Origin of the sequence: Paenarthrobacter sp. FR1 (genome assembly GCF_051106045.1) — a bacterium.
Lineage (GTDB): Bacteria > Actinomycetota > Actinomycetes > Actinomycetales > Micrococcaceae > Arthrobacter > Arthrobacter nitroguajacolicus_A.
Window position 1 is genome coordinate 83,665 of the sequence record NZ_JBPFSF010000014.1, and the last position, 23,751, is coordinate 107,415.

The window sequence follows — 23,751 nt, forward strand, 5'->3', positions numbered from 1 at the left end:
GTTGTAGGCTTTCCCCATGACTGCCGAGAGCTCCCGGGAATTCGACGTAATAGTGATCGGCGCTGGCGCCGTGGGAGAAAACGTGGCGGACCGTGTGGTTCGCGGCGGCTTGACGGCGGTGATTATCGAGAGCGAGCTGGTGGGCGGTGAGTGCTCCTACTGGGCATGTATCCCGTCCAAAGCCCTCCTCCGCCCGGGGAGCGTCCTCCACGCAGCCCAAGTGGTGCCCGGCGCCACAGAGGCGATCACTGGGACCATAGATGCCGAGGCTGCCCTGAGGCATCGGGACTGGTTCACCAACAACTGGGAGGACGGCGGCCAGGTTGAATGGTTGGACAGCGCCGGCATTGAGCTGATCCGCGGACGCGGCCGGATCACCGGCCCGCGCGAAGTCCAGGTGGACGGGCTCGACGGCAACAGCTACGCACTCAAGGCCCACCACGCCGTGGTGGTGGCCACCGGGTCCACCCCCACCATCCCGGACATCGAGGGACTGAAAGACGTCCCGTTCTGGACAACCCGGGGTGCCACGGCAGCCAAGGAAGTCCCCCCGCGTTTCGCGGTGCTCGGCGGAGGAGTGGCGGGCGTTGAGATGGCGCAAGCATTTGCCAGGCTCGGCTCGGATGTCACGCTGATTGCCCGTGGCCGCCTGTTGAGCAGCTACCCGGAGGAAGCCGCCAACCTGGTTTTGGCCGGGTTACGCGCCGATGGCGTGACCGTCCATCTTCACACCGACGTCGAGAAGGTGGAGAAGAACGACGACGGTTCAGTGACCGTCAGGCTCGACGGTAAGGCGATCACGGCGGACCAACTCCTGGTCGCCTCCGGACGGCACCCCGCGCTGGCCAACCTGGGCCTGGAAAACGTGGGCGTCGAAGCGCGGAACGGCAAACCACTCCGCCTCACCACCGATGCCAGCGGGCTGGTGGAGGGCCCGGCAAGCGATGGCACCAGCGGGCTCTGGCTCTACGCCGCCGGGGATGCTGCGGGCAAGGTACTCCTGACGCACCAGGGCAAATACGAGGCCAGGGCAACCGGTGACGCAATCGTCGCAAGGGCGAGCGGCAAGCTCACCGGCACCCCGAAACCTTGGAGCCCATGGGCGCACACGGCCAACGATCATGCCGTCCCCAGCGTTGTCTTCACTGATCCCGAGGTGGCATCAGTGGGTCCGAGCCTGGAGCAGGCGCTGCTGCAGGGCAAGAACGTCACGGGCGTGGAACTGCCCATCGACGTTTCCGGCTCGCAGCTCTACTCCCCCGACTACAAGGGCTGGGCGCAGATCGTGGTGGACGAGGACCGACAGGTCATCCTCGGAGCCACCTTCGTAGGCCCGGGCGTTGCCGAGTTACTGCACTCGGCGACCATCGCCATTGTGGGCGAGGTTCCCTTGGACAGGCTCTGGCATGCCGTCCCGTCGTACCCAACCATCAGCGAAGTGTGGCTGCGGCTGCTGGAAAAGTACGGCCTCTGATTTCCTATTTGAACTGACCAGTCAGTTCAGTTAGACTTTCAGCAGACACAAGTTCTGCGAAAGGCTCCATTGTGCTGTCCGTACAGCAACTCCAGATCAACGGACGCCGGGACGATCTCCTTCCGGCAACCTCACTCCAAGTCCGCCCCGGCGAACTCCTGCTCGTTGCCGGAGAGGGCCAGGATCAGCGGACCGCATTGGCGTTGGCCCTGAGCGGCCGCATGAAGCCCAGCAACGGCATCCTCAGCTGGGACAACACCACCAAAACCAAGAAGATCCGCCGCGCCAGCGCCCTGGTGGACTCCCCCGGAGTCAACGCGCCTGAACAACACCTCAGCGTCCGGGACCTCGTCACCGAGGACCTGTCCCTCATCCCCCGCCGTTACCGTGGCGCACTGCTGAGCAAGCCCTGGCTGAAGGTCAACAGCTTCGAGGACATCGCCGGACTCTGGATCGAACAACTCCCGGCCGGCCGCCGCCTTGAACTCCTCACCGCGTTGGCCCTGGCAGATCCGGCCACGGACCTCTTGGTGATCGACACCCCGGACCGCCACAGCGCCGACCCCGCGGCCTGGTTGCCCCGGCTTCAGGCATTGGCGTCCGACGACGGGCGGCCGCTTGCCGTCGTCGCAGTCGTTGCTGCCCTCCCGGACAACTGGACCGGCCCCGCTGCGGTGATCGGCAACTCCGTCTCGCACCCCCCTGAACCGGAAGCGCAACCCGCCACCTCCGAGCCCAAAGCCAAGCACGCTGCTGAGCCGGTCCCGGAAACACCGGAAACACCCCAAGAAGCTGAAACTCCCGCAGCGCCCATAGCTGCGGAACCCGAATCCCAAGACCTCCAAAGGACTGCAAAGTGACTGTTCTGCGGCTTGCCCGCTCCGAACTCAAGCGCATGACCGGCGGGCTCCTGCCCAAGCTGACCATCCTCGCCCTGACCATGGTGCCCTTGCTGTACGGCGCTGTGTACCTCTACGCGAACTGGGATCCCTACGGCAACCTGAACCAGATCGATGCCGCCCTGGTGGTCGAGGACACGGGAGCTACGTCGTCGGACGGAACGGAACTGCAGGCTGGCAGGAAAGTGGCAGACAGCCTGGTTGAGGGCCACGTCTTCAACTGGAAGCAGGTCTCCAGCGCGGAGGACGCAGATGCGGGCGTCCGCACAGGCGAATACGCCTTCGCGCTCCGAATTCCCAAGGATTTCTCGGCCAACCTGGTCTCCCCCGGCAGCTTCGACGCCGCCAACCAGGCGATGCTCCATGTCACCACCAACGACGCCAACAACTATCTCCTGAGCACCATCGTGGACAAGCTCACCACAGCTGTGCACTCGACTGTTGCCAAGGAAGTGGGCGAGGAAACCGCCAACCAACTGCTCACCGGTTTCGGCACCATCCATGCGTCCATCGTGAAGGCAGCAGACGGAGCGTCGGAGCTTGCCACGGGTGTTGGAAAACTCAGTGATGGCGCCGCGACCCTCCACACAGGCACCACCCAGTTGGTCACGGGCGCTGACCAGCTTGTTTCGGGGCAAACACAACTTCGAGACGGTGCCGTGCAACTCAATGCAGGTGCCGGCCAACTAAGCTCAGGCCTGAACGAGCTGAAGAACAAGACTGCCACGCTCCCGGCCGACTCCAAGAAACTCGCCGATGGCGCCGCCCAAGTAGCCGCCGGAAATGCCGAGCTCAACGCGAAAGTCCAAGACGTCGTCGGACAGCTTGAAGCCGCGGACAAGGGCCTCCGTAACCGGGTGGTCGAATCCAATACGCGGTTGGTCACCGCGGGCGTGCTGACGCAGGAGCAGGCAGACAAGGTGCTGGCGGACTTCGACGCCGCCGCTGCCTCAAGCCCCGTGACGGACGCCAAGGCCAAGATTTCCGGGGATGCTGCCAAGATCCAGCAGCTCTCGGACGGGTCCGCAGCCGTGAGCGCCGGGGCTTCGAAGCTCGCCGGTGCAACGCCAACACTCACCGACGCGATTTCCAAGGCCGCAGCCGGCGCCGGACAGTTGAATTCCGGCGCATCTACCCTGGCGGCCGGGCAGCAGAGCGCCTTGGAGGGAGCCGTCAAGCTCGACGACGGAGCCCGCCAACTGGACGACGGTGCCGGACAGCTTGCCAGCGGCGCTGTCACGGCCTCCGATGGTTCGCACACCCTGGCCACCGAGCTCGCCAAGGGAGCCGGAGAGATCCCCAACCCGAACGACGAGCAGAAGAGCAGCGTTTCCAAGGTGATCGCTGATCCCGTCGCCGTGGACAACGTCTCGCAAGCCAAGGCAGGTTCCTATGGCGCCGGCCTGGCTCCGTTCTTCCTGACCCTGGCCCTCTGGATTGGCGTGTTCATGCTGGTCCAGGCCATGCGACCCATCACCCAGCGGGCCTTGGCGTCCAACGCCCCGGCGTGGAAAATTGCCGTCGGAGGCTGGCTGCCGTTCTTCGTGGTCTCCGTCCTGCAGGCAACCATCCTCACCCTGGTGGTGAACCTGGGGCTGGGGTTGAATCCCGCGCACCCCATCGGAATGTGGCTGTTCATGCTGGCCGCGGTGATGGCGTTCAGCGCGATCATCCAAGGCATCGTGGCGCTCATGGGCACACCCGGCAAATTCGTGGTGCTGATCCTGCTGGTCCTGCAGCTCGTATCCTCCGGAGGAACGTTCCCGTGGCAGACCACGCCCATGCCACTCCACGTTGTGCATGAGGTCCTGCCCATGGGTTATGTGGTCACCGGCATGCGCCACCTGATCTACGGCGGTGAGCTCAGCATGATCTGGCCTACCGTACTGGGCCTGCTTGGATACACTTTGCTGGGAGCGGCACTGTCCACGCTCGCCGTCCGCAAGCACAAGATGTGGACCCTCAAGACCCTGAAGCCGGAGATCGCCGTATGAGCACCACCGATCCTGTCCGTTCAGAAGCAGGCACGTCCGGCCAAGCAGAGAAAAAGCTCCGCCCGGAGCGGACCAACGCCACCAAGCAGCGACTCTTCGAAGCCTCCATGGAACTGATCGGTGAACGTGGTGCCGCTGGAGTGACAGTGGACGAGATCGCCGCGGCGGCCGGGGTCTCCAAAGGCACGGTCTACTACAACTTCGGCAGCAAGTCGGACCTCATCGCACAGTTGCTGCGGCACGGTGTGGACATCATGCTGGGCCGCCTCCAAGCCATTGAAGGCCAGAGCGACGATCCCTTGGAGTCCATGAAGAACATGGTGGGTCAGGCCATGGAGTTCATGGATGACTACCCGTCCTTCGCACGCCTGTGGGTCAGCGAAAACTGGCGCACGCCCGGCGAGTGGAGCGCCGTGTTTGCCGAACTTCGCGCTGAACTGCTGGCCGTCATCGGCTCCGCTGTGGAACGGGTCGCCTCCGGGTACAAGGTTGACGAGTCCATTGCCCGCGGAAGCCTGGAAGCGGCCATCTTCGGCGCAATCTTCGTGGTGGGACTCGACCGCCAGACCTACAACCCGGAGCGAACCCGCGAGCAAAGCGTGGCAGCCGTGATGACCATCATGCACGGCTACGTCATCAGGTAGCCGAGCTTCACGCTGCGGGGCCTGCTCTGCGTGCCATCGCTGCGAAGTGGCGCGCATAGCGGGCCTCACAAGCTTGCGGAACGGTATTCAACTGCAATCTACGACGGCGTGGCGTGGCCACTTGGTCGGCGATGATTAACCTCATGCGTCACATGGGGAACAGCGGGAAGCTTGCGGTGGTGGCCGCCTTCGTCTCGCTCGGGCTGTTGGTGCTGGCCGCCGTGGTCCTCGAGGAGCTGGTGCTGTACCTGTTCCTGGGGAGCGTGCTGGTCTGTTATCTGGCGTCACTGGTGCAGGTCTTCAGCCGCCGCCGCTACCTGGTGGTTTTGCTCGGCGCCGCGGGAACCAGCCTGTTCATTGGTTGCAGCATCGCGTTCCTGCGGATGTGGGGCATTGCGTTCACCCAGGATGCCAACGCCATGGGCAGCGCCGTGAGCACCAAGGACTCAGACATCTACTTCTACTTGGCCGCTGTGGCAGGAATCGGAACGCTGGCAGTGATGTTCCTCGGCGCTGTGGTGCCATCCTTTGGTTCGCGGGCGTCGGCTCCTGCGAACCGGCCTGTGCCTGCCGCAGTGAAGAAGCCGACACCAAGAAAACCGGCCTCCCGTCCAACTGCCCCTGCCAAACGGCCTGCCGCAAAGCGGCCGGTAGCGCCCCGCACGCCAACCACGGCAGCCAAGCGGCCGACGTCGAACGCGTCCGCCCAGCGCAAGCCGGCCCCCAAGCGCTGACACACCCAACTGTGTCTACTGCCCGGGCTTGCCGCCGAGCGCGACAAGGACACCCTTGACATCGCCCGGCTCCTCCGGCGGATGGACCGACCGGGCAACGGTCTCCACGACGCCCCGGCGTTGCGGGGCCTGCTCTACGCCCCCACGCGAGGCCCAAACACGCAAAGCGGGCCCCACAATGGGAGTCAGGAGTCGAAACCCAGGCCCACGGCGTCGAGCGCTTTGAGGATGAGGTTCCGCTTCCCCTGGTTGTGGTCCGCCCGGTCCATGGACCAGCGGGTCAGGTTGATGCCCAGGGACGCCAGGGGCTCGGGCGGGAAGGGCAACGGCCGCTTCCTGACCATCTCCACGCGGGTACGCTCCGTATCCAGACCCGCCAACAGGTCCAATAGCACGTCGGCCGCGAACGCCGTAGCGCCTACTCCGAGTCCCGTGAAGCCTGCCGCGTACGCCACCCTGCCTTTGCGGGCAGTGCCGAAGAACGCACAGAACTGCGTACTCGAGTCGATGGGTCCGGCCCACTTGTGCGTAAACTTCAGGCCTTCCAACTGCGGGAACGTGGTGAAGAAGTGCGAGGCGATCTTCTCCCAGGTGGCGGGCTGATGCTCGTGCCGTTGGTCCACCCGCCGGCCCCAGAAGTACAGGGCGTCGTAGCCACCGAACAGGATCCTGTGGTCCTTGGTGATCCGGTAATAGTGAAACTGGTTGGCCACATCCCCGATCCCCTGGCGCTTGGTCCACCCGATGGCGGCCAACTGTTCGGCGGTGAGAGGCTCCGTCATGAGGGCGTAGTCGTACACCGGCACCGTCATCAACTGGTTCCGCTTGAGCAGCGACGGAAAGACGTTGGTGCCCAGGACCACGTGTCCGGCCTCCACGGAACCGCGTTCGGTGACAACGGTGACGCCGCGATCGTGGTCCTTCAGTTCGCGTACGCGTGTGCCCTCATGAATCCGGACGCCAAGCTCCGTGGCCACCCGGGCCAGCTCAAGGCCGAGTTTGTAGGGGTGGACCATGGCCACGGAATCCTTGTGCCAGCGGCCGGCGAGATAGGTCGGCGAGTTGACCTCGGCGCGGACGGCGCCCTGGTTCAGGAAGACGCTTCCCGGGCTGTCGTCCTCTTGGAGCCAAGCCACTTGATGGGGTTCCACCGCGACGTTGAGCTCGCCGGTGCGCTCCCACTCGCAGTCCATGCCGTATTTCTCCACGGCCTCCTGCATGCGGTCCAGGTTTTCCATGCCCAGGCGGTCCAAGGTCTCCAACTCGTCCGGCCAACGGTTCTTGCCGTTCTCATGACCGTGGGTGAGGCTGGCCTCGCAGAAGCCGCCGTTGCGGCCGGAGGCTGCCCAGGCCACACGCTCCGCTTCCAGCAGGATCACTGTCCGGCCGGGGTCGCGTTCCTTGGCGCGAAGCGCTGTCCATAGGCCGGTGTATCCGCCGCCCACGATCACGAGGTCGGCGGCAGCGTCGCAGTCGAGTTGCGGGTAGCGCGTGGCAGTGTCCTTCACGTCGTCAATCCAGAAGGGCCGGTGGGCGGCACCCTCCAAGGCCTTGGCGACGACGGCGGGTTGCGGGACGTTCCGTTCGAAAACGGTGGTATTCACGGGAAATTCTCCTGTTTCTGGGGTAAGTTCCTGGCCGGCTTGCTCAGGCAATGACCGGCTCGGCGTCCCACAAGGGCCGGGGACGGGAGGCAATAAGGTTCTTGGTGTAGTCGTCTCCGGGGTCCTCAAGGATTCGTGCCGTGGGGCCTTGTTCCACGATCCGGCCCTGATGCATCACCAGGATCTCGGAGCACAGGCGCGACACCACGGCGAGGTCGTGGGTAACGAAGAGGATCGTGAGCCCAAATTGGTCGCGCAGCTCCTCCACAAGTTCCAGGACCTGCGCCTGGACCGAGACGTCCAAGGCGCTGGTGGCTTCGTCCAGGACCAAAAGCCGTGGGCGGGCAGCGAGCGCTTTGGCCAGCGCCACACGCTGGCGTTGCCCACCCGAAAGGGCTCGCGGCCGTGCGTCGAAGCGTTCCGGTCCGATTCCCACCTTGCCCAGGAGTTCCGCTGCGCTGGCCCTGGCCTGCTTGCGTCCTTGCCGCTGATGGAGCCGGAACACATCGGCCACGGCGTTACCCACGGGAATCCGCGGGTCCAGGGACAGATAGGGATCCTGGAAAACGATCTGGACGTCCTTGGCCAGTACCTTGCGCTCGGCGGCCTTCAGGGTCCGGTGCGGCCGGGGAACGCCTCGCAGCGAGAGTTCACCCGTCGTGGCTGTTTCCAACGCCACCACCAGCCGGGCCAGCGTGGACTTTCCCGATCCCGACTCTCCCACCACGCCCAAGGAACCGCCCTCGGGAAGGCTGAAACCGGCGTTGTCCAAAGCTGTGATGACTTCGCCGCGAGGCAGTTGGTACGTCTTGGACACCCCTGAAACCTCCAGCAAGGGCGCACCCGCTGCCGCAGGTGCATCCACATCGGCCACATCAATGACGGGGGTAGCTTCCACCAGCTGCCGGGTGTAGTCCTGCTGCGGCGTCTGGAACACGTTCCGTGTAGGGCCGTGCTCCACCACCGTGCCGCGACGGAGCACGTAGACCCGTTCGCACAGGCTGGCGGCGAGGTTCAGGTCGTGGGTGATGAACAGCATGCCCATGCCCCGAGATTGCTGTTCTTCGCGGAGGAGCCGGACGATCCCGGCCTGGGTTGTGACATCCAAGGCCGTGGTGGGTTCGTCGCAGAGCAGCAGATCCGGCGAGTTCAGCAGCGCAGCGGCAATCATCACGCGCTGGAGCATGCCGCCCGAAAGCTGGTGCGGGTGCTGGTCCATGAGCTCCTTGGCCCGGCGGAGGCCCACTTGTTCAAGCTGCTTCACGGCGCGTTCGGTAGCTTCGGCGCGGGACAACCCGTGAAAACGCAGCAAAGTCTCCGTGAGGAAGTCCCCCACGGTCCGGACCGGATTGATGCCCGCCCGGGGGTCCTGGAAAATCATGGAAGCGTGGCCACGCCTCAGTTCCATGAGCCGTTGCTTGCTGGCCGTCAGGGTATTCAGGCCCTGAACAGACACGGTTCCGGAGAACTCGGAGCCGCCAGGAAACAAGCCCAGCGCGGCCCGCGTGGTCAACGACTTACCTGAGCCGGATTCCCCCACCAAGGCGACCGCTTCGCCGTCGTTCACGTGCAGGGAGACGCTGTCCAGCAGCGGGGGCCTGTCCGCAAAGCCGAGCGTAAAATCTTCAATCTTCAGGAGCTGGCTCATGACAGTTTTCCTCCGATGCGGTCTGAAAGTTCCTCGCCAATGACGTTGACGGCCACCACTACCAGGACCACCACCAACGCTGGCCAGAAAGCGGGCAGAATGTAGCCGCCCAGGAGCGCGCCCCGGGATTCCTCGATCATGGCGCCCCAGTCGCTGGTGGGTGGCTGGACCCCGAGACCGATGAAGGAGAGCGCGGCGAGGTCGGCCAGCACGTAGCCGAAGTTCAACGTCGATTGCGCGCCGACTGTGGGAATGAGGTTGGGCAGCACCCTGCCGAGTACCACCCACGGCGTCCGGAAGCCGAGCACCCGGTACGCCTGCACGTAGGGTCGGCTGCGCTCGGCGACCACCAGCGACTGGGCCAGCCTGGCAACGTAGGGCACATAGGCGATGGTCATGGCCAGGATGGGAGCGAAGAGGCCTTTACCGAACAAGGCGATGGCGAGCATGGCCATCAGCAGCGCAGGGAAAGCGAAGAGAAGGTCGAAAACCCGGCCAAGGACCTTCCCCAGCCAGCCTTCGGACCAGCCGGCCACCAGGCCCAGCAACAGGCCCAAGACCGTCGATCCGATCACCACGATGGTTGGCCCCAGCAGCGAGGTCCGTCCACCATGCATGAGCCGGCTGAGAAGGTCGCGGCCCAGCGCGTCAGTGCCCAGCAAGTGCTGCGCGCCGGGACCGGCCAGGACGTTGTTGAGGTCCACATAGTCGGGGTCGTAAGGCGCCAGGACCGGGGCGAACAGCGAAAGGAGTACGACGGCGGCGGCAACGGCGAGCGCGACCCACGCCAATGGTGACAAGAGGCTGCCGTAGCGGCGAAGGCCAGCCTGCGGCAGTGAGATGGCTAAGGTCATCGGGACTCCGTTCCGGCCGCGATTCGCGGATCTATGAGGGGCTGGATGAGGTCAACCACGGTGTTGACCAGGACGAAGGCCGCCACCACCACCATGACGATTGCCTGGACCACGGCGAAGTCCAGCCTGTCGATGGATTGCACCAGGAGCTGCCCGATTCCGGAGAGCCCGAAAGTCCTCTCGATAATGGCGCTGGAGACCAGGAGACCGGCCACCAGCACACCGCTCACCGTGAGAATCGGCCCCAGGGCGTTGCGCAGCACGTGGCGTGCCACCACGGATCCGCGGGTGAGTCCGCGGCTGGTGGCCACTTCCACATGTTCGCGGAGGAGTTGTTCGTTCATGGAGGAGCGTGTCACCCGCGCCACCATGGCGATGTACGTGATGCCCAGGGCGAGCGCCGGGAGGGTGAGGTGCCAGATCCGGTCCCAGCCGCCGTCGCCGCTTCCAAAAGAGGGGAACCAGCCCAAGCCCACGGAGAAGAGTGCCACCAAGGCGATGGCCGCCACGAAGGGTGGCACGGCGCCGGCTGCGGTGAGGGTGATGAGGATGAAACGGTCACCGAAGCCTTTGTTCAGGCTGGCCACGATCCCGGCAAACAGGCCCAGGATGGTGATGAAGACGGCGGCGAGCGCCACGAGTTGAAGGGTGGTGGGCAACCGGCCGAGCAGCACGTCCGAGACGTCCTGGCGGTAGGTCAGCGAGCGTCCCCAGTCACCCTGCAGGATGCCGCCGAGCCAGTTCAGGTACTGCTCCCAGGCCGGCTTGTCCAGGCCGAACTGGCGGGTGATCTCTTCCAGGGCTTCGGGCTTGGGGCTGCGTCCCCTGAGCAGGAAGCGTGCCGGGTCGCCGGGGACAAGGAAGCGGGAGAAGAAGACGGCCAGTGATGCCACAAACAGTGTCGCCACCAGGGCCAGCACCTTCTTTGTGATGTAAGCCGCTGGGCGCGCTGCCCTGCTCTTGACCCGTTTGCCCGCCGGACCCTGTGGGGGTGCGGGCGCCTGCGCTTGATCCATTACGGCCATGTCAGAGACCTCCAATTTTGGCTGCCCACGGGAAGTACATGTAGTTGATGGACGGGTCCGCCCCGGTGATGCGTTTGCCCAGCCACATGGTGGTGACGGTTTCGTAGAGGGGCCCCCACACCACTTCCTCGCTGGCCAGTTTGGCGGCCTGGCCCGTGAGCTTGCCGCGGGCGTCAGGGTCCTGCTCGCCGTAGGCGGTGTTCACGAGGTTGTCGAAGTCCGGGTTGCTCCAGCCTCCGTAGTTGCTGAAGTCTCCGGTGCGCAGCACGCTGTACATTTCCAAGGGCTCAGTGCTGGACAGGTACCACGAGGTCACCAGCAGGTCCACGTTCCTGCGGGCTTCGGGATCGGAGAACAGGGTGGTGTATTTGTCGTTGGACATGGTCTGGATTTCGGGCTCCAGCCCGATCTCCTTTGCCGCTGATGCAATGGCCCGTGCCGTGATGTCAAAAGCCGCGTTGAGGGAGGCCGTGGCGAAGACGAACTTGCTGCCCTTGGCTCCGGCTTCCTTGATGAGCTTCTTGGCCTCTTCCACGTCGTATGGCGTGGACAGGAGCCCGTCGAAAGCCTCGTCGGTTGTTTCCTGTGAGACGTCCTTCCACACGTTCCGGGTGGTGAGGGCGTCAGTGCCGGAGGCGTAACCCTGTTCCGCAGCCTTGATCAGGGCTTCCCGGTTGATGGCCATCATCAGCGCCTTGCGAACCCTGACGTCCTGGAACGTGCCGCCGAGGTTGGTGAACACCATGCTTTGCACCGAGGTGTCCTTGCCGAAGTACAGCGAGCCGGCGTCTTTGTTGGCTTTGAGGATGTCCATGGCGTTGGACGGGATGGCGAAGCCCCCGTCTATTTCGCCGGTCTGGAAGGCGTTGATGCGGGACGTGGCATCCGGCAGCATCTTGAAGGTGACCTGTTGGGATTTGGCTTTGAGTTCCGGGTCCCAATAGTCGTCGAAGCGCTTGAGGGTGATGCTTTCTCCGGCTTCCCATTGATCGAATTGGAAGGGCCCGGTGCAGTTCACGCCGGTGCTGGAATTCCCGTAGTCCTTGCCTGCTGCTTCCAGGGTCTTGGCGGACTCCACCACGCCGGTAGCTCCCACCAGGGACGCGTTGAAGACGTAGTCCGGCCGGGTGGTGGTCACCGTGACTTCGAAGTCCCCGGTTTTCTCGATGGACTCCACATTTTGGTAGGCGGAGGCCCAGAAGGAGCCCACTTCGGGGTCCACATGGCGGCTCAGGGAAGCGACAACATCGTCCGCTGTCATCTCGCTGCCGTCGTGGAATTTCACGCCCTGCCGGATGGTGTAGACCCACGTCAGGGGGTCCGGGTTCTCCACGCCGGTGGCCAGGCCGGGCGATGTGGACAGGTCCGCGTTCCAGCGGAAGAGCGACTCGCAGACATTCGACAGGACAGTGTTGTCCGGGTAGTCAAAGGCATAGGCGTAGTCCAGCGAGAACGGTTCCGCGTACATCGCCCAATTGAAGTTCTCGATCTCCTTGGCGGGTGCCGGCGTTGAGTCGGACAGCGTGAACTTGGCTCCCCCGGCGGCGTCGGTCACACCGGCGGGACGGACGCCGCAGCCGCCCAGAACCAGGCCCGCCACGACGGCGGCGACGCCCACCGCTGTGATGCGCGACGGCGTCGTCCGCGGTTTCAGTCTGACGGCGCCTTTCGCTGGTTGCGGCTTCACTGCATCACCGCAGTGTGCTGGTTCCGGCGGGCTGCCGCGCGGTCGTAGACGCACTCGCCCCCGATCCACGTTTGCGTCACCACCGCCTTGTGCAATTCCTGCTGGGGGAGGTCGAAGAGGTTGACGTCCAGGACCGCCAAGTCAGCAAGCTTCCCGGGTTCCAGGGTTCCTGTCTCAGCCTCCATATGGTTGATCCACGCCGTTCCCTGGGTGTAGGCATCCAGGATCTGCTTGAGGCTGAGTTTCTGTGATTCAGGGCCGAGGGGCGGCAGGTCCTCCCCCGGCGCAGTGCGGTTGACGGCCACGTGGATAGCGGCGAGCGGATCGGCAGTGGACACAGGCCAGTCGCTTCCGGCCACCAATCGTGCCCCGGCTGCAGCAAGCTCCCCAAAGGGGTAGTGCCGCGCCTCGGCGCCCGGTTCCAGGAACGGCAGGGTCAGGGTGTCCAGCTGATCCTCGTGGCAAGCCCAGAGAGCCTGCACGTTGGCTGCGGCTCCGAGCTCCGCAAAGCGCGCCGTGTCCTCGCTGCGGACCACTTGCAGATGTGCCAGGTGGTGTCGGTGATCGTTGGCACCGTTGGCGTCCCTTGCAGTTTGGAGGGCATCCAAAGCGTCAGTCACGGCACGGTCGCCCAGGGCATGGAAGTGGAGCTGCATCCCGGACGCGTCGATTGCGGTCACGAATGCCTTAAGCTCTCCTGTCTCGAAGAACTCGATGCCGCGGTTGTCCGTATGGTGTCCGTGGTGGTCAAGGTAGACGTGGTGCATGGCGGCAGTGAAGTTCTCGGCGACTCCATCGACCATCACCTTGACCGTGTTGGCACTGAGGACCAGGGGGTTGAAAGAGTCCCGGACGGTATCGCGGCGTTCCACGATGGCTTCCAGCTGGGACAGGCCCGCCGTCCGGTCCCACCACTGACAGGCGGTGACCCGCACTTTGAGGTCGCCCGCGTTGGCGGCGTCCATGTAGACCTTGAGGTTGTCCGCATGGTCGCCTTCGGGGATGGGCACCCAGGCGTCCTGCCAGGCGGTGATCCCTTGGGAAAGCAACAGCTCTTGGGACGCGAGCAAGCCCTGGTAGGCAAGGTTGTAAGGCAATGCAGGTTTGGCCTCGTTGAAGAGGTCCATGGCACCTTCATGGACAGTGCCGGCAGGAGTGCCGTCCGGCTCGCGCTCAAAACGTCCACCGGCGGGATCAGGGGTGTCCCGGCTGATGCCCGCGGCCGCGAACGCCGCAGTATTGGCCCAGGCCCCGTGATGGTCCCGGTTCTGGAGATACACCGGCCTGTCCTGCACCACAGCATCCAGCAAATCCCGCGTCGGCGTTCCTCCGGGGAAGAGGTCCATGGACCAGCCCGCACCGAGGATCCATGGTTGGCCCGGGTTTTGCACAGCGTAACGGGCGACCTTGGCTACGGCCTCCTCCGCGGTGGTCGCCTCCGTGAGGTCGCATTGCAGCATCTCGACGCCGGCGAAGATCGGGTGGATATGGGCATCCTGGAAGCCCGGGACCAGTAACTGGCCGTCCAAGTCCACCCGGCGGGTGTCCGGTGCGGCAGTTCCGTTGACGGCCTCGGGGCTGCCGACGGCGATGATCCGTCCATCCGCGATGGCCAGGTTTGCCCGGATGGGGCCGGCGTCGTTGCCGGTGTACACCCATCCGTTCTCAAACAAAATCTCTGCGTGCACGTTCGAGTCCTTTCGTGGGGAAATTCAACTCTGCGAGACAGACTATGAGCCGGATCACAATTAAGTCAACAGTGTTGACATCAGTGCTGACAAAGACTTTGACTGGTCCTCGGAAGGAGGCAGCCATGAATCATGTAGGTTGATAATCAACCGGGAACGCATGGAAGGCGGACAAACTGATGGTGCAGCCAGCACAGTCGACGGACCGCCGCACGCGCCTGGACCCGGCCACGATCATTGACGCTGTCCTCCGGATTTCCAGCCAGGAACTCGGCGAGCGGCTGACCGTCCGCAGGCTGGGACAGGAACTTGAGGTAGACGCCACCGCGGTCTACCGGCATTTCCGCAACCGCGACGCCATCGTCCGGGCGGCACTGGACCAGTTGTTCATGACGTCGGTGGAGCGCACCCTGGCATCGGCACGCGATCAGGACTGGCGTACCCGGCTTGAGGCCTACTTGGATGAGCTGCTCAGGGTCTTCATGCAGCACCCCTCCCTCGGCAGCGAATCCTTCGCCACGGATACCTACGGCCCCGGCGAACTCAAGGCCATCGAGTTCGTCCTGCAATGCCTCACCGACGCCGGGCTGGCCGAAGACCGCGTAGTGCACTACTACGCCGCTTTGGAAAGCTACACCCTCGCACTGGGCGCCGGGATTGCGGTGGAGATCCAGCGACTCCCGGACTCCGAGGGCCACGATCCCTGGCTCAACCCCCGGGTCTTCACACGTATTTCAGGGCACCCGCTCCTCGAAAAGCACCACGCAGCACTGCAAACCCTCGATTCCCTCAAGGCCTTCCAGGCTGGCCTCGCAGCCATCCTGGACAGCGCCGAGCGCGAAAGCACGCAGGCCTGACCGCCTGCCTGGCCACCCACGCAACCCGCCCTAACCGCACGACGACACCTCCGGCGTCGTTCATTCAGCACTGCCCTGGCACTGTCGCCCGGCAGGGAAAGCATGGCACCATGCACCAGTTCATCAACGGAAAACTGCAGCCCGGCACGTCCGGACAGAGCCTCGACGTCATCAACCCAGCCACCTCAGAAGTGGTGGAATCGGTGGGACTCGCATCGCTGACGGACCTTGAGTCCGCGGTGGCAGCTGCGCGCAGTGCCTTCCCGGCGTGGTCGCGCACCGCCCCTGGCGAACGCGCCGGCATCCTGCAGAAATTCGCCCGCATCATGGAGGAACGCACGGAAGAGTTTTGCCGGATTGAGAGTTCACAGACCGGGAAGCCACTCCGATTGACCCGGGAATTCGATGTCCCGGGAACCATCGACAACATCGGCTTCTTCGCCGGTGCTGCCCGCCACCTCGAAGGCAAAGCCACCGCCGAGTACTCCCCGCATCACACCTCGTCCATCCGGCGCGAGCCCATCGGCGTGGTGGGATCCATTGCGCCGTGGAACTACCCGCTGCAGATGGCGGCGTGGAAGATCCTGCCTGCCATCGCTGCGGGGAACACCATCATCCTGAAGCCCGCCGAGATCACGCCACTGACCGCGCTGATGTTCGCCCAAGCGCTCAGCGATGCGGGACTGCCCGACGGCGTGGTGAACGTGGTGGTGGGCGACGGCGCCACAGTGGGCGCGGCCCTCATGCGGCATCCCAACGTGGATATGGTCTCGTTCACGGGGTCCACCGCCATTGGCCGCACCGTCCTGGAGGCTGCGGCCGTCAACGCCAAGCGCGTGCATCTCGAGTTGGGCGGGAAGGCACCGTTTGTGGTGTTCGACGACGCCAACCTGGACGCCGCTGTGCACGGCGCCGTGGCGGGTTCGCTCATCAACACTGGCCAGGACTGCACGGCGGCCACGCGGGCCATCGTTCACCGGAGCGTTTACGAGGAGTTCGTGGTGAAACTCGCTGCCCGCTTCGAGGGGATCGTCCTGGGTGCCCCCGGAGACACCGATGTGGACCTCGGCCCCCTGGTGTCCTTCAAGCAGCGGGACCACGTGGCGGGCATGGTGGAGCGCGCACGCAGTTACAGCAAGATTGTGGCGGGCGGCTACGCTCCCATCGATGGCCGCCTTGAAAAGGGCGCCTTCTATCGGCCCACAGTGGTGGTTGATGCGGCGCCTGACTCGGAGATCGTACGGGACGAAGTCTTCGGCCCCGTCCTGGTGGTTCTCCCCTTCGACACCGACGACGAAGCCATCCAGCTGGCCAACCACACCGTCTATGGCCTGGCCGCGTCAGCCTGGACGAACAACCTGCAGCGGGCCTTGCGTGCCACCCGCGATATCAAGGCCGGGTGCGTGTGGGTCAACGACCACGTGCCCATCATTTCCGAGATGCCCCACGGCGGTTTCAAGCAATCCGGCTTCGGCAAGGACATGTCCGCATACTCCTTTGAGGAGTACACCCAGGTGAAGCACGTGATGTTCGAACTGGACGACGTTACCGAGAAGAACTGGCACCGGACCATCTTCGATCTCCGCTGAGCCCTTGCGGTGCCTGGCTTTTCCGTCCAGCGCCGAGTACCGCAGTGGCCACGCCGAGGAGCAGGATCAGCCCACCGGTAATTTCGGCGGGCGTGGGAACCTCATTGAGCACCAGCCACGCCGCCGTCATCCCCACCACCGGGACCAGCAAAGTGAAGGGCACGACGTCGGAACTCGGGTACAGCGACAACAGCCGGTTCCAGATGCCGTAGCCCACGAGTGAGGCAAACACCGCCGTGTAGATGGCACTCAGGATGGTTGCTGGCTGAAGATCGATGAGCGTGGCCCACACGGCGTCCGGACCATCCACCGCCAGCGACAATCCCGCCAGCGGAAGTGGCACCACCGCGCCTGACCACACCACCAAGCCCAGACCGGAGGCAGCCTTGGTATGCCGGGCCACCACGTTACCGATCGCCCAGGACAACGCTGCCGCAAGGACGATCATCAGCGGAAGCACGGGAGCCACGGCGCTTCGCCCCGCCGCCACCACCGCCAAGCCCGCGATGCCCAGCACCACGCCCAGCATCTGCCTCTTGCTGGGCTTCTCGCCAAGGAACCGGGCCGCCAGCAGGACAGTGAACAGTACCTGCGCCTGCAACACCAGGGATGCCAGCCCGGCAGGCATCCCGAGTGCCATGCCCAGGTACAGGAGGCCGAATTGCCCGGCGCTCATGAAAAGCCCGACGCCGATGATCGCCTTCCAGCCAACGTCCGGTTTCCGGATGAAGAAGATGAAGGGAAAGACGACCAGCAGGAAGCGCATGGCCACGAAGAGCAGTGGCGGGACATCGCGACCGTTGGCGTGCAGGCCAAGGTCGATCGCGACGAAGTTGATGCCCCAGAGGACGGCAACCAGGACGGCAAGGGCGGAGTGGCGGAGGTTCACAACTCCACTTTGACTCTCTTTCCGATGAAGCACCAGCGTTGAATTCAGTATGGAACCGAGTAGATTTGCTTCATGATCGACATTTCAGCTTTGCGGGCCCTCGTCGCAGTGGAACAGCATGGATCCGTGGTGGCCGCTTCCGATGTGATGGGGTACAGTCCGTCCGCGGTCTCGCAGCAGATCAAGAAACTCGAAAAGCAGACTGGCGTAGCGGTCCTTGAGCGCAACGGCCGCGGGGTGCTGCTGACGGAGCGCGGCCTGGCGCTTGCTGGCTACGGCCGGCGGATCATGGGTGAGCTGGAGGAACTGCAAGCCACCCTCTTGGCCGATCCTTCGAAGCCCTCCGGCCTGCTGCGACTGGTGGCATTCTCCACGGCGTGCCGTGGGTTGGTGGGGCCAGTCCTGGGTCGCCTGGCCGCCACTCAGTCCACGCTGGACGTCACCGTGCTGGCAGAGGATCCCCGTGAAGCCGTCCAGCGGGTGGCCTCGGGCGAGGCTGAACTCGCCGTGGTGCACAATTGGAACTCAGTCCCCCTGGTGATCCCGGACAACCTGGTGCACGAGGACCTCTGCATCGACCAAGCCGACGTGCTCGTCAACAGCACCCACGCCCTGGCGGGGCGTGCCGCCGTCGAGCGTGAAGACCTGCTGGATGAGACCTGGATCAGCACCCCGGCGGGCGCCATCTGCAACGAGGCACTTCTGCAGATCTTCGCCGGCCTTGGCCGGGTTCCGGACATCCGCGTCTACGATCCTGACTTCTCCACGCACATCGCCATGGTGGAGCAAGGGGTTGCGATCGCGCTGGTTCCACGGCTTGGCAGGCCCGCGCTGCCGGCCGGCGTGGTGGCTGTTCCGGTGGTCAATCCAGTGCAACAGCGTTCAGTGGGGATCGTTTATCGCAAGACCATGACGGCCAGCCCCAATATCCGGCACGCCGTACGCCTGTTGCGGGAAGTGGCCGCCCGGGAACTGCCCGTTCCGCAAGTTTGACGAATGTCACACTCTGGAACATTCGACCGTCAGGCAGGTGTTAGCTTAGGCTAACCTTACCTAGCTGCCGCGCCGTCCCGGAGCGCGGCCGTCGACTCTTTGAAGGGGCCCGCACTGTGGAAGCGATCCTATTTCCAACCGACATGAACTACCACCACACGTATGGCCTGGCCAGCTACATCATGATCGACGACGGACTCTATCCGAGCGCCCACAATCGCCGGGATACCTACGCGCTGCCCGCCTTCGATATCCGCGGGCAATGGGTCTATCCGAGTCGATACAACGACTACATGGCACCCCAATTGCCGGTGTACATGTTCGACGGCGAATACCTGATCGCCACGGGCCACGGCGAGGAAGCCGCGGGGTTGCCGGTGTTCGAGCTTCGCTGCATGTGCATGCCGCAGCTGGCCTACGGAGACCCAAGCAGCTCGCAATAGTGGCTAGTGGCGGGGCACCTTGAAGTGCGTCAGCCGGGCATCCTGCCCATCGAGTTCAGCCCACGTCTTTTCCGTTTCCATTACCGTCAACGCACTCGTTGGGTAGCGGGTAGCGGCATCCATATACGCGTCGTGGTCCGAATCGCGGGAAGCCAGGTGCATGGCGAGGTCCTGGACCCCGGGCATGTGGGAAATGACCATCAACGTGGTCACTGTGTCTGGAACGTGGTTGATGACCGTCAACATGCGGTTGGCCGAAGCGGAGTACAGACCGTCCTCAAGTTTGGGCGTCGGTGCCTTGTCTCCGAGCTCATCGCACACCCAGGTGCAGGTCTGGCGGGTCCTCAGCGCTGAAGAGCACAGGATGAAATCGGGAACCACACCGTGCTTGAGCAGCCATTTGCCGGCAAGGGGGGCCTCGCGGTGGCCACGTTCCTCCAACGGACGTTCATGATCCGGAACGCCCATGGGCCAATCAGCCTTGGCATGCCGCATGATCACCAGGCGCTTGATGTGATGGTCACTCATAAACCAACCCTATCCGCCCCCTTAGCCGTGGAGGCCAATGCTCACTGGGCACGACCAAAGACGGATGGCGGCACATCCCGATAGCGCCGTTGTTTGCGCAGAGGGATGGTGCCGCCATTCGGCTGCAGCAGTAGCTTAGATCGAGTATTCCGGAGCGGCCCAGACGATGACCTCGGGGTGCTCGTAGAAGCGGTAGCCCTGCCCACGGACCGTGCGGACCGTATTGGCCAGGCGGCCAAGCTTGGACCGGAGGCGGCGGATGTGGACATCGATGGTTCGTTCGTTCGGCACCTCTTCGGCGTTGCGCCACAGACCCTCGAGCAGCTCATCGCGGCCAACGGTGCGGGTGCCGTTTTCCACGAGGTAGTTGAGGAGTTCGAATTCCTTGAACGTCAGGTTCAGCGACTCGCCGTCCAGGTGGACTTCGCGGCGCGCAAGGTCGATCAGCACGCCGGACGGACGGGATTCCTGCTGCGGCGCGGGGCGGGCGGCTTCGGTGCGCTGGCGGGAGGCCACCGTCGGGTCGCCAAAGGTGGAACGCACGACGTCGAGCGCGGACCCGGGTGCCCCGGCGGGGGCCACGGCGACGGCGGCGTAGCTCTCGGCACCGGTCACGAGGGACTGTGCGTAGGCCCGGATTTCCTGGGCGAGCTTGGCAATGGATGTTCCGGCCGCAGCGGCGGTTTCTTCGTCAATGCCCATGTAGAGCACAAAGCCGCGGGCCACGTTGTCGTTGGCAACAGGGCGGAGCCTGTCCGACTGGGCGATCACCGGGGTGGGCGCAGTCATGGGTGCCGGCTCGGCGGTGGGTACTGCGCGCAACTGGCCATAGGAGTTGGGGTTGTAGCCCTGCGGCACGTAACCGGGAGCCTGCTGGCCTGCGCCTTGCTGGGCAGGAGCATAGCCGGGGCGGTTGCCGAAGCCGGGGCGGAGCCCTGCGTTTGACGCGGCCTTGTTGGCGTTACGGACGGAGATGTGGACGTATCCAGATGCAACTGACATGGAGTGCTTACCTCAAAAGTGAATAGCCGTCATCGCGGCTTCGAATGCTGGTTGTCCCCGCAATGAGTTTGGGGAGGGGCGCCCAACGCTGGGCTAGGGGGCGAATGCCTGAAACTTCTTGGGGTGGAAAGTTAGGCTTGCATTCGACAACAGCGGTCATCATGGCCAGCGGGTGTGCTGGGCCAGGTTGCTGCGGCTGCAGGTGCTGTTGAGTTCTTGTTCACATTGGAAGTGTGCAACGTAACAATGGCAACACGCAAGTAACAAAGCGCCGAACCGTCCACATTTTGAGACGTAGAGGTCTATTGTGTCGCAAATCACAATTCACTGGACGCCATAAATGAATGCCATTTCATTCGGCTGAGACACGAAATATTAGCAATCCAGTGAATGATCTTCGGCAAATAGGGCATCATGTGCACCTTGGTTCCCACGAACCACCCTCGAGCGGAATCTCACGATCTGAAACAGTTGTTGTCCAATCGCGGGTAGTCTCCTTCGACAATTTTCTGCCCGAAATCTGCTACAAGCTGTAGAAACAGCCCGTCAGGCCTATCCCTAGCTTCACCACGCCGGACTCCCACCTCGCTAGTGTTGAGTTCACAGCGTCCTCACAGGACCGGCAAAGCGCTGGCAAACCAGCAGATTGGAGAGTTGTCCCATGGCCTCCTCGCACTCCATGACCAACAACCTTCCCCAGCTCTCCCACCCGGACGGTTCCCCTATCCGTGCTTTGGTGGTGGACGACGAACCCAGCCTCGCCGAATTGATGAGCATGGGCCTGCGCATGGCGGGCTGGTCCGTTGCGGTAGCCGGAGACGGACCGGAGGCAGTGAAAGTTGCCAAGGACTTCCGGCCGGACGTGCTGGTCCTGGACGTCATGCTGCCCGGTTTCGACGGTGTGGAGGTCCTTAACCGCATCCGTGCTTTCGCCCCGGAAGTTCCCGCCCTGTTCCTCACTGCAAAAGACGCCGTCCAGGACCGCATTGTTGGCTTGGCGGCCGGGGGCGACGACTACGTCACCAAACCTTTCAGCATGGAGGAAGTTCTCCTGCGCCTGCACCGGCTGGTTCAGCGTTCCGGCGTGGCAGCCATGGACACCGCGGAGCTGGTGGTGGGAGACCTCACCCTCAACGTGGACACCCGCGAGGTGACGAGGGCCGGTGAGGACATCTCCTTGACTGCCACCCAGTTCGAACTCTTGCGCTACCTCATGGAAAACCCCAAACGGGTGGTCAGCAAGGCACAGATCCTGGACCGGGTGTGGGACTACGACTTCGGTGGGCAGGCCAACATCGTGGAGCTCTACATCTCCTACCTGCGCAAGAAGATCGAAGCGAACCATCCGCCCATGATCCACACCATTCGCGGTGCGGGATACGTCATCAAGCCTGCGGACTAAACGTTGAGCACACTTTCAGGAGTGGCCAGGAAGTCGCAGCGCAGTTGGCTCAACCCGTCCACCTGGCACCTTCGCACCCGATTGGTCCTGGTGGCCATGGCCCTGTTGGTAGCGATTTGCGCTGCCGTGGGGGTAGTCAGCTACGCCTCCATGGACATGGTGTTTAACAGGCAGCTCGACAGGCAGTTGGAGCAGGCGTCCAGCCGCGCGAATGACTTCGGCAGGCCGCCGTCGAACTTTCCTTCGTCACCGTCCGGAAGGCCTGACCCGTTGGAGGCCCGGGGCCAGGCCGCTGGAACCCTCAACGCGCGGATCGATGGAACCACCGTGAGGAGCTCGGGCTTGATCGACGCCCAAGGCAATCGCGTTTCACTCTCCGCAGACGACGAGCAGGTCCTGTTGTCGCTCCCCAAGGACAGCCGCCCTGTGGACCGTTCGCTGTCCAACGGCGACTACCGGCTGGTGGCCGTGGACACCTCCGGCGACGTGATCGTGACCGGCCTGCCGCTTGCGGACAAGCAAAGCGCCGAGGCCTCGCTCGTATGGACCATGGTGTGGGTTTCGTTGGGCGGCCTCGTGCTGATTGGCCTGGCAGGCACAGTGATCATTCGGCGGACCATGAGGCCGCTTGAGCAGCTCTCCGAAGTGGCCACGAAGGTTTCCCGGCTGCCTCTCGACGCCGGCGAAGTGGCACTTGCGGTGCGCGTACCGCCGTCGGCCTCCCATCCCGGAACGGAAGTGGGCAGCGTTGGCCACGCCCTGAATCAAATGCTGAATAACGTGGCCAGTGCGCTGGAAGCCCGTCAGGAAAGCGAAACCAAGGTCCGCCAGTTCGTGGCGGACGCCTCGCATGAGCTTCGTACACCGCTGACCGCTATCCGCGGCTACACAGAACTGCTGCGGATGACCGAAAACTTCACCGATGACGGCCGGAAATCCCTGGCACGGGTCCAAAGCCAATCCGAACGGATGACCACGCTGGTGGAGGACCTCCTCCTGCTCGCAAGGTTGGACGAGGGTCAACCAGTAAAGGTCTCGGACGTTGACCTGACGCAGCTGGTGATCGAGACAGTGAGTGATGAGAAAGTCATGGCCCCGGAGCACATCTGGCAGCTTCAGCTCCCGGACGAACCCATCACAGTGAGGGGTGACGCCACACAATTGCACCAGGTACTGGCCAACCTGCTGTCCAACGCCCGCAAACACACCGATGCCGGCACCACCGTGGTCACCGGAGTCATGCTCTCCGCCGATGGCAGCGCAGTGGTTACGGTAACCGACAACGGACCGGGCATTCCGGAGGATTTCCAGAGCCGGATCTTCTCCCGCTTTGCCCGCGCTGACGCCGCCAGGTCGGGATCGGAGGGCACCTCCGGGTTGGGCCTGTCCATCGTGGAATCCATTGTGGAAGCGCATGGTGGCAGCGTTGAAGTGACCTCCCGTCCAGGGCGTACGGAATTCGCCCTCCGCCTGCCCGCCGTCAGCAACGAGCGCGTGTAACGAATCCGGCAAGGCGACTCACCGGGATGGTGATCTCTGTTACCTAAATGTGACTTCTGGGGAAACCTCCTGTACCGTCGAAAGGGTGGGTCGCCCCAACTGACCCGCATCCGGGATGCGCCGAGCTCTGCCACTTCCCGGAGTCCGTTCTTCTTCGAGGCAGAGACGGGGGACCCAGAGTCTCCGGGCCCAGGCATTTATTGCCGGCCCTTGGGGTGAAGCCGCAGCGTGATGCGCGGCCGGATGACCTCATCCGAACCCGACAGCTAACTCCGCAGGCGCTGAGAGGTAATCACA

21 protein-coding genes and 1 riboswitch are annotated in these 23,751 nt (G+C 64.0%); of the genes, 11 read left to right on the forward strand and 10 right to left on the reverse strand.

Going from position 1 to position 23,751, the window contains the following annotated elements; translation table 11 throughout:
• The first annotated feature begins 16 nt into the window (after positions 1-16).
• The 5 genes from ACR30Z_RS20950 (at position 17) to ACR30Z_RS20970 (ending at position 5,745) form a co-directional block, all read left to right on the forward strand.
• Positions 17-1,474: a dihydrolipoyl dehydrogenase family protein gene (locus ACR30Z_RS20950; protein ID WP_434374478.1), complete on the forward strand. Its 1,458-nt coding sequence runs from the start codon at positions 17-19 to the stop codon at positions 1,472-1,474.
• Between the two features lie 71 nt (positions 1,475-1,545).
• Positions 1,546-2,334 carry an ABC transporter ATP-binding protein gene (locus ACR30Z_RS20955; RefSeq protein ID WP_434374479.1) on the forward strand — a complete coding sequence of 263 codons (789 nt, stop codon included), beginning with the start codon at positions 1,546-1,548 and terminating at the stop codon, positions 2,332-2,334.
• On the forward strand, positions 2,331-4,367 hold the full coding sequence (locus ACR30Z_RS20960) for a YhgE/Pip family protein (protein ID WP_434374480.1): 2,037 nt from the start codon (positions 2,331-2,333) through the stop codon (positions 4,365-4,367). Before ACR30Z_RS20955 ends, ACR30Z_RS20960 begins: the two co-directional genes overlap by 4 nt.
• On the forward strand, positions 4,364-5,011 hold the full coding sequence (locus ACR30Z_RS20965) for a TetR/AcrR family transcriptional regulator (RefSeq protein ID WP_434374481.1): 648 nt from the start codon (positions 4,364-4,366) through the stop codon (positions 5,009-5,011). Before ACR30Z_RS20960 ends, ACR30Z_RS20965 begins: the two co-directional genes overlap by 4 nt.
• A gap of 152 nt (positions 5,012-5,163) precedes the next feature.
• Positions 5,164-5,745, forward strand: coding sequence for a hypothetical protein (locus tag ACR30Z_RS20970; protein ID WP_434374482.1), 582 nt, complete (start codon positions 5,164-5,166; stop codon positions 5,743-5,745).
• Positions 5,746-5,760: 15 nt separating this feature from the next.
• On the opposite strand, the gene ACR30Z_RS20975 is transcribed toward ACR30Z_RS20970, so the two are convergent.
• From ACR30Z_RS20975 to ACR30Z_RS21005, 7 genes are read right to left on the reverse strand one after another with little or no spacing between them, the layout of a single operon-like run.
• Positions 5,761-5,922 carry a hypothetical protein gene (locus ACR30Z_RS20975; protein WP_434374483.1) on the reverse strand — a complete coding sequence of 54 codons (162 nt, stop codon included), beginning with the start codon at positions 5,920-5,922 and terminating at the stop codon, positions 5,761-5,763.
• A gap of 8 nt (positions 5,923-5,930) precedes the next feature.
• Positions 5,931-7,349 (reverse strand): NAD(P)/FAD-dependent oxidoreductase, encoded by a 1,419-nt coding sequence (locus tag ACR30Z_RS20980; RefSeq protein WP_434374484.1) that lies wholly within the window; start codon positions 7,347-7,349, stop codon positions 5,931-5,933.
• Between the two features lie 43 nt (positions 7,350-7,392).
• Positions 7,393-8,997, reverse strand: a complete 1,605-nt coding sequence (locus ACR30Z_RS20985) for a dipeptide ABC transporter ATP-binding protein (protein WP_434374485.1) — start codon at positions 8,995-8,997, stop codon at positions 7,393-7,395.
• Positions 8,994-9,851 carry an ABC transporter permease gene (locus tag ACR30Z_RS20990; protein ID WP_434374486.1) on the reverse strand — a complete coding sequence of 286 codons (858 nt, stop codon included), beginning with the start codon at positions 9,849-9,851 and terminating at the stop codon, positions 8,994-8,996. Before ACR30Z_RS20990 ends, ACR30Z_RS20985 begins: the two co-directional genes overlap by 4 nt.
• Positions 9,848-10,876, reverse strand: a complete 1,029-nt coding sequence (locus ACR30Z_RS20995; RefSeq protein ID WP_434374487.1) for an ABC transporter permease — start codon at positions 10,874-10,876, stop codon at positions 9,848-9,850. Before ACR30Z_RS20995 ends, ACR30Z_RS20990 begins: the two co-directional genes overlap by 4 nt.
• 1 nt (position 10,877) lies before the next feature.
• A complete protein-coding gene (locus ACR30Z_RS21000) occupies positions 10,878-12,563 on the reverse strand; it encodes an ABC transporter substrate-binding protein (RefSeq protein WP_434374488.1) in 1,686 nt (561 codons plus the stop codon).
• On the reverse strand, positions 12,560-14,251 hold the full coding sequence (locus ACR30Z_RS21005) for an amidohydrolase (RefSeq protein ID WP_434374489.1): 1,692 nt from the start codon (positions 14,249-14,251) through the stop codon (positions 12,560-12,562). The genes ACR30Z_RS21000 and ACR30Z_RS21005 overlap by 4 nt, the downstream gene beginning before the upstream one ends.
• A 179-nt stretch (positions 14,252-14,430) precedes the next feature.
• Between ACR30Z_RS21005 and ACR30Z_RS21010 the strand changes: the two genes are divergently transcribed.
• On the forward strand, positions 14,431-15,108 hold the full coding sequence (locus ACR30Z_RS21010) for a TetR/AcrR family transcriptional regulator (RefSeq protein WP_434374490.1): 678 nt from the start codon (positions 14,431-14,433) through the stop codon (positions 15,106-15,108).
• 110 nt (positions 15,109-15,218) lie between these two features.
• Entirely contained in the window at positions 15,219-16,697 is a 1,479-nt protein-coding gene (locus tag ACR30Z_RS21015; RefSeq protein WP_434374491.1) for a gamma-aminobutyraldehyde dehydrogenase, read from the forward strand.
• Here the strand turns inward: ACR30Z_RS21015 and ACR30Z_RS21020 are convergent.
• On the reverse strand, positions 16,654-17,586 hold the full coding sequence (locus ACR30Z_RS21020; protein ID WP_144651652.1) for an EamA family transporter: 933 nt from the start codon (positions 17,584-17,586) through the stop codon (positions 16,654-16,656). The genes ACR30Z_RS21015 and ACR30Z_RS21020 overlap by 44 nt on opposite strands.
• Positions 17,587-17,658: 72 nt before the next feature.
• Here ACR30Z_RS21020 and ACR30Z_RS21025 point away from each other — a divergent pair, with 72 nt between their 5' ends.
• Together ACR30Z_RS21025 and ACR30Z_RS21030 are read left to right on the forward strand one after the other, a co-directional pair.
• Entirely contained in the window at positions 17,659-18,579 is a 921-nt protein-coding gene (locus ACR30Z_RS21025; RefSeq protein WP_144651650.1) for a LysR family transcriptional regulator, read from the forward strand.
• A gap of 143 nt (positions 18,580-18,722) precedes the next feature.
• A complete protein-coding gene (locus ACR30Z_RS21030; protein ID WP_434374492.1) occupies positions 18,723-19,022 on the forward strand; it encodes a hypothetical protein in 300 nt (99 codons plus the stop codon).
• Positions 19,023-19,025: 3 nt separating this feature from the next.
• Here the strand turns inward: ACR30Z_RS21030 and ACR30Z_RS21035 are convergent, their stop codons facing one another.
• Positions 19,026-19,550 carry a SixA phosphatase family protein gene (locus ACR30Z_RS21035; RefSeq protein WP_144651646.1) on the reverse strand — a complete coding sequence of 175 codons (525 nt, stop codon included), beginning with the start codon at positions 19,548-19,550 and terminating at the stop codon, positions 19,026-19,028.
• 135 nt (positions 19,551-19,685) lie between these two features.
• Positions 19,686-20,552, reverse strand: coding sequence for a winged helix-turn-helix domain-containing protein (locus ACR30Z_RS21040; RefSeq protein ID WP_090825043.1), 867 nt, complete (start codon positions 20,550-20,552; stop codon positions 19,686-19,688).
• 661 nt (positions 20,553-21,213) lie between these two features.
• On the opposite strand from ACR30Z_RS21040, the gene ACR30Z_RS21045 reads away from it, so the two are divergent.
• Positions 21,214-21,954 carry a response regulator transcription factor gene (locus ACR30Z_RS21045; protein ID WP_434374493.1) on the forward strand — a complete coding sequence of 247 codons (741 nt, stop codon included), beginning with the start codon at positions 21,214-21,216 and terminating at the stop codon, positions 21,952-21,954.
• Positions 21,955-21,957: 3 nt separating this feature from the next.
• Complete coding sequence (locus ACR30Z_RS21050) at positions 21,958-23,454, forward strand: HAMP domain-containing sensor histidine kinase (RefSeq protein WP_434374494.1); 1,497 nt, start codon at positions 21,958-21,960, stop codon at positions 23,452-23,454.
• A 132-nt stretch (positions 23,455-23,586) separates the two neighbouring features.
• Positions 23,587-23,747: riboswitch (cyclic di-AMP (ydaO/yuaA leader) on the forward strand.
• Positions 23,748-23,751 lie beyond the last annotated feature (4 nt).

Coding starts and splice junctions, on each gene's coding strand:
- ACR30Z_RS21040 (WP_090825043.1), bottom strand. CDS start 20,552: ATGTCAGTTGCATCTGGATACGTCCACATCTCCGTCCGTAACGCCAAC.
- ACR30Z_RS21035 (WP_144651646.1), bottom strand. CDS start 19,550: ATGAGTGACCATCACATCAAGCGCCTGGTGATCATGCGGCATGCCAAG.
- ACR30Z_RS21030 (WP_434374492.1), top strand. CDS start 18,723: ATGAACTACCACCACACGTATGGCCTGGCCAGCTACATCATGATCGAC.
- ACR30Z_RS20950 (WP_434374478.1), top strand. CDS start 17: ATGACTGCCGAGAGCTCCCGGGAATTCGACGTAATAGTGATCGGCGCT.
- ACR30Z_RS21025 (WP_144651650.1), top strand. CDS start 17,659: ATGATCGACATTTCAGCTTTGCGGGCCCTCGTCGCAGTGGAACAGCAT.
- ACR30Z_RS20995 (WP_434374487.1), bottom strand. CDS start 10,876: ATGGCCGTAATGGATCAAGCGCAGGCGCCCGCACCCCCACAGGGTCCG.
- ACR30Z_RS21010 (WP_434374490.1), top strand. CDS start 14,431: ATGGTGCAGCCAGCACAGTCGACGGACCGCCGCACGCGCCTGGACCCG.
- ACR30Z_RS20985 (WP_434374485.1), bottom strand. CDS start 8,997: ATGAGCCAGCTCCTGAAGATTGAAGATTTTACGCTCGGCTTTGCGGAC.
- ACR30Z_RS20965 (WP_434374481.1), top strand. CDS start 4,364: ATGAGCACCACCGATCCTGTCCGTTCAGAAGCAGGCACGTCCGGCCAA.
- ACR30Z_RS21015 (WP_434374491.1), top strand. CDS start 15,219: ATGCACCAGTTCATCAACGGAAAACTGCAGCCCGGCACGTCCGGACAG.
- ACR30Z_RS20990 (WP_434374486.1), bottom strand. CDS start 9,851: ATGACCTTAGCCATCTCACTGCCGCAGGCTGGCCTTCGCCGCTACGGC.
- ACR30Z_RS21045 (WP_434374493.1), top strand. CDS start 21,214: ATGGCCTCCTCGCACTCCATGACCAACAACCTTCCCCAGCTCTCCCAC.
- ACR30Z_RS20970 (WP_434374482.1), top strand. CDS start 5,164: ATGGGGAACAGCGGGAAGCTTGCGGTGGTGGCCGCCTTCGTCTCGCTC.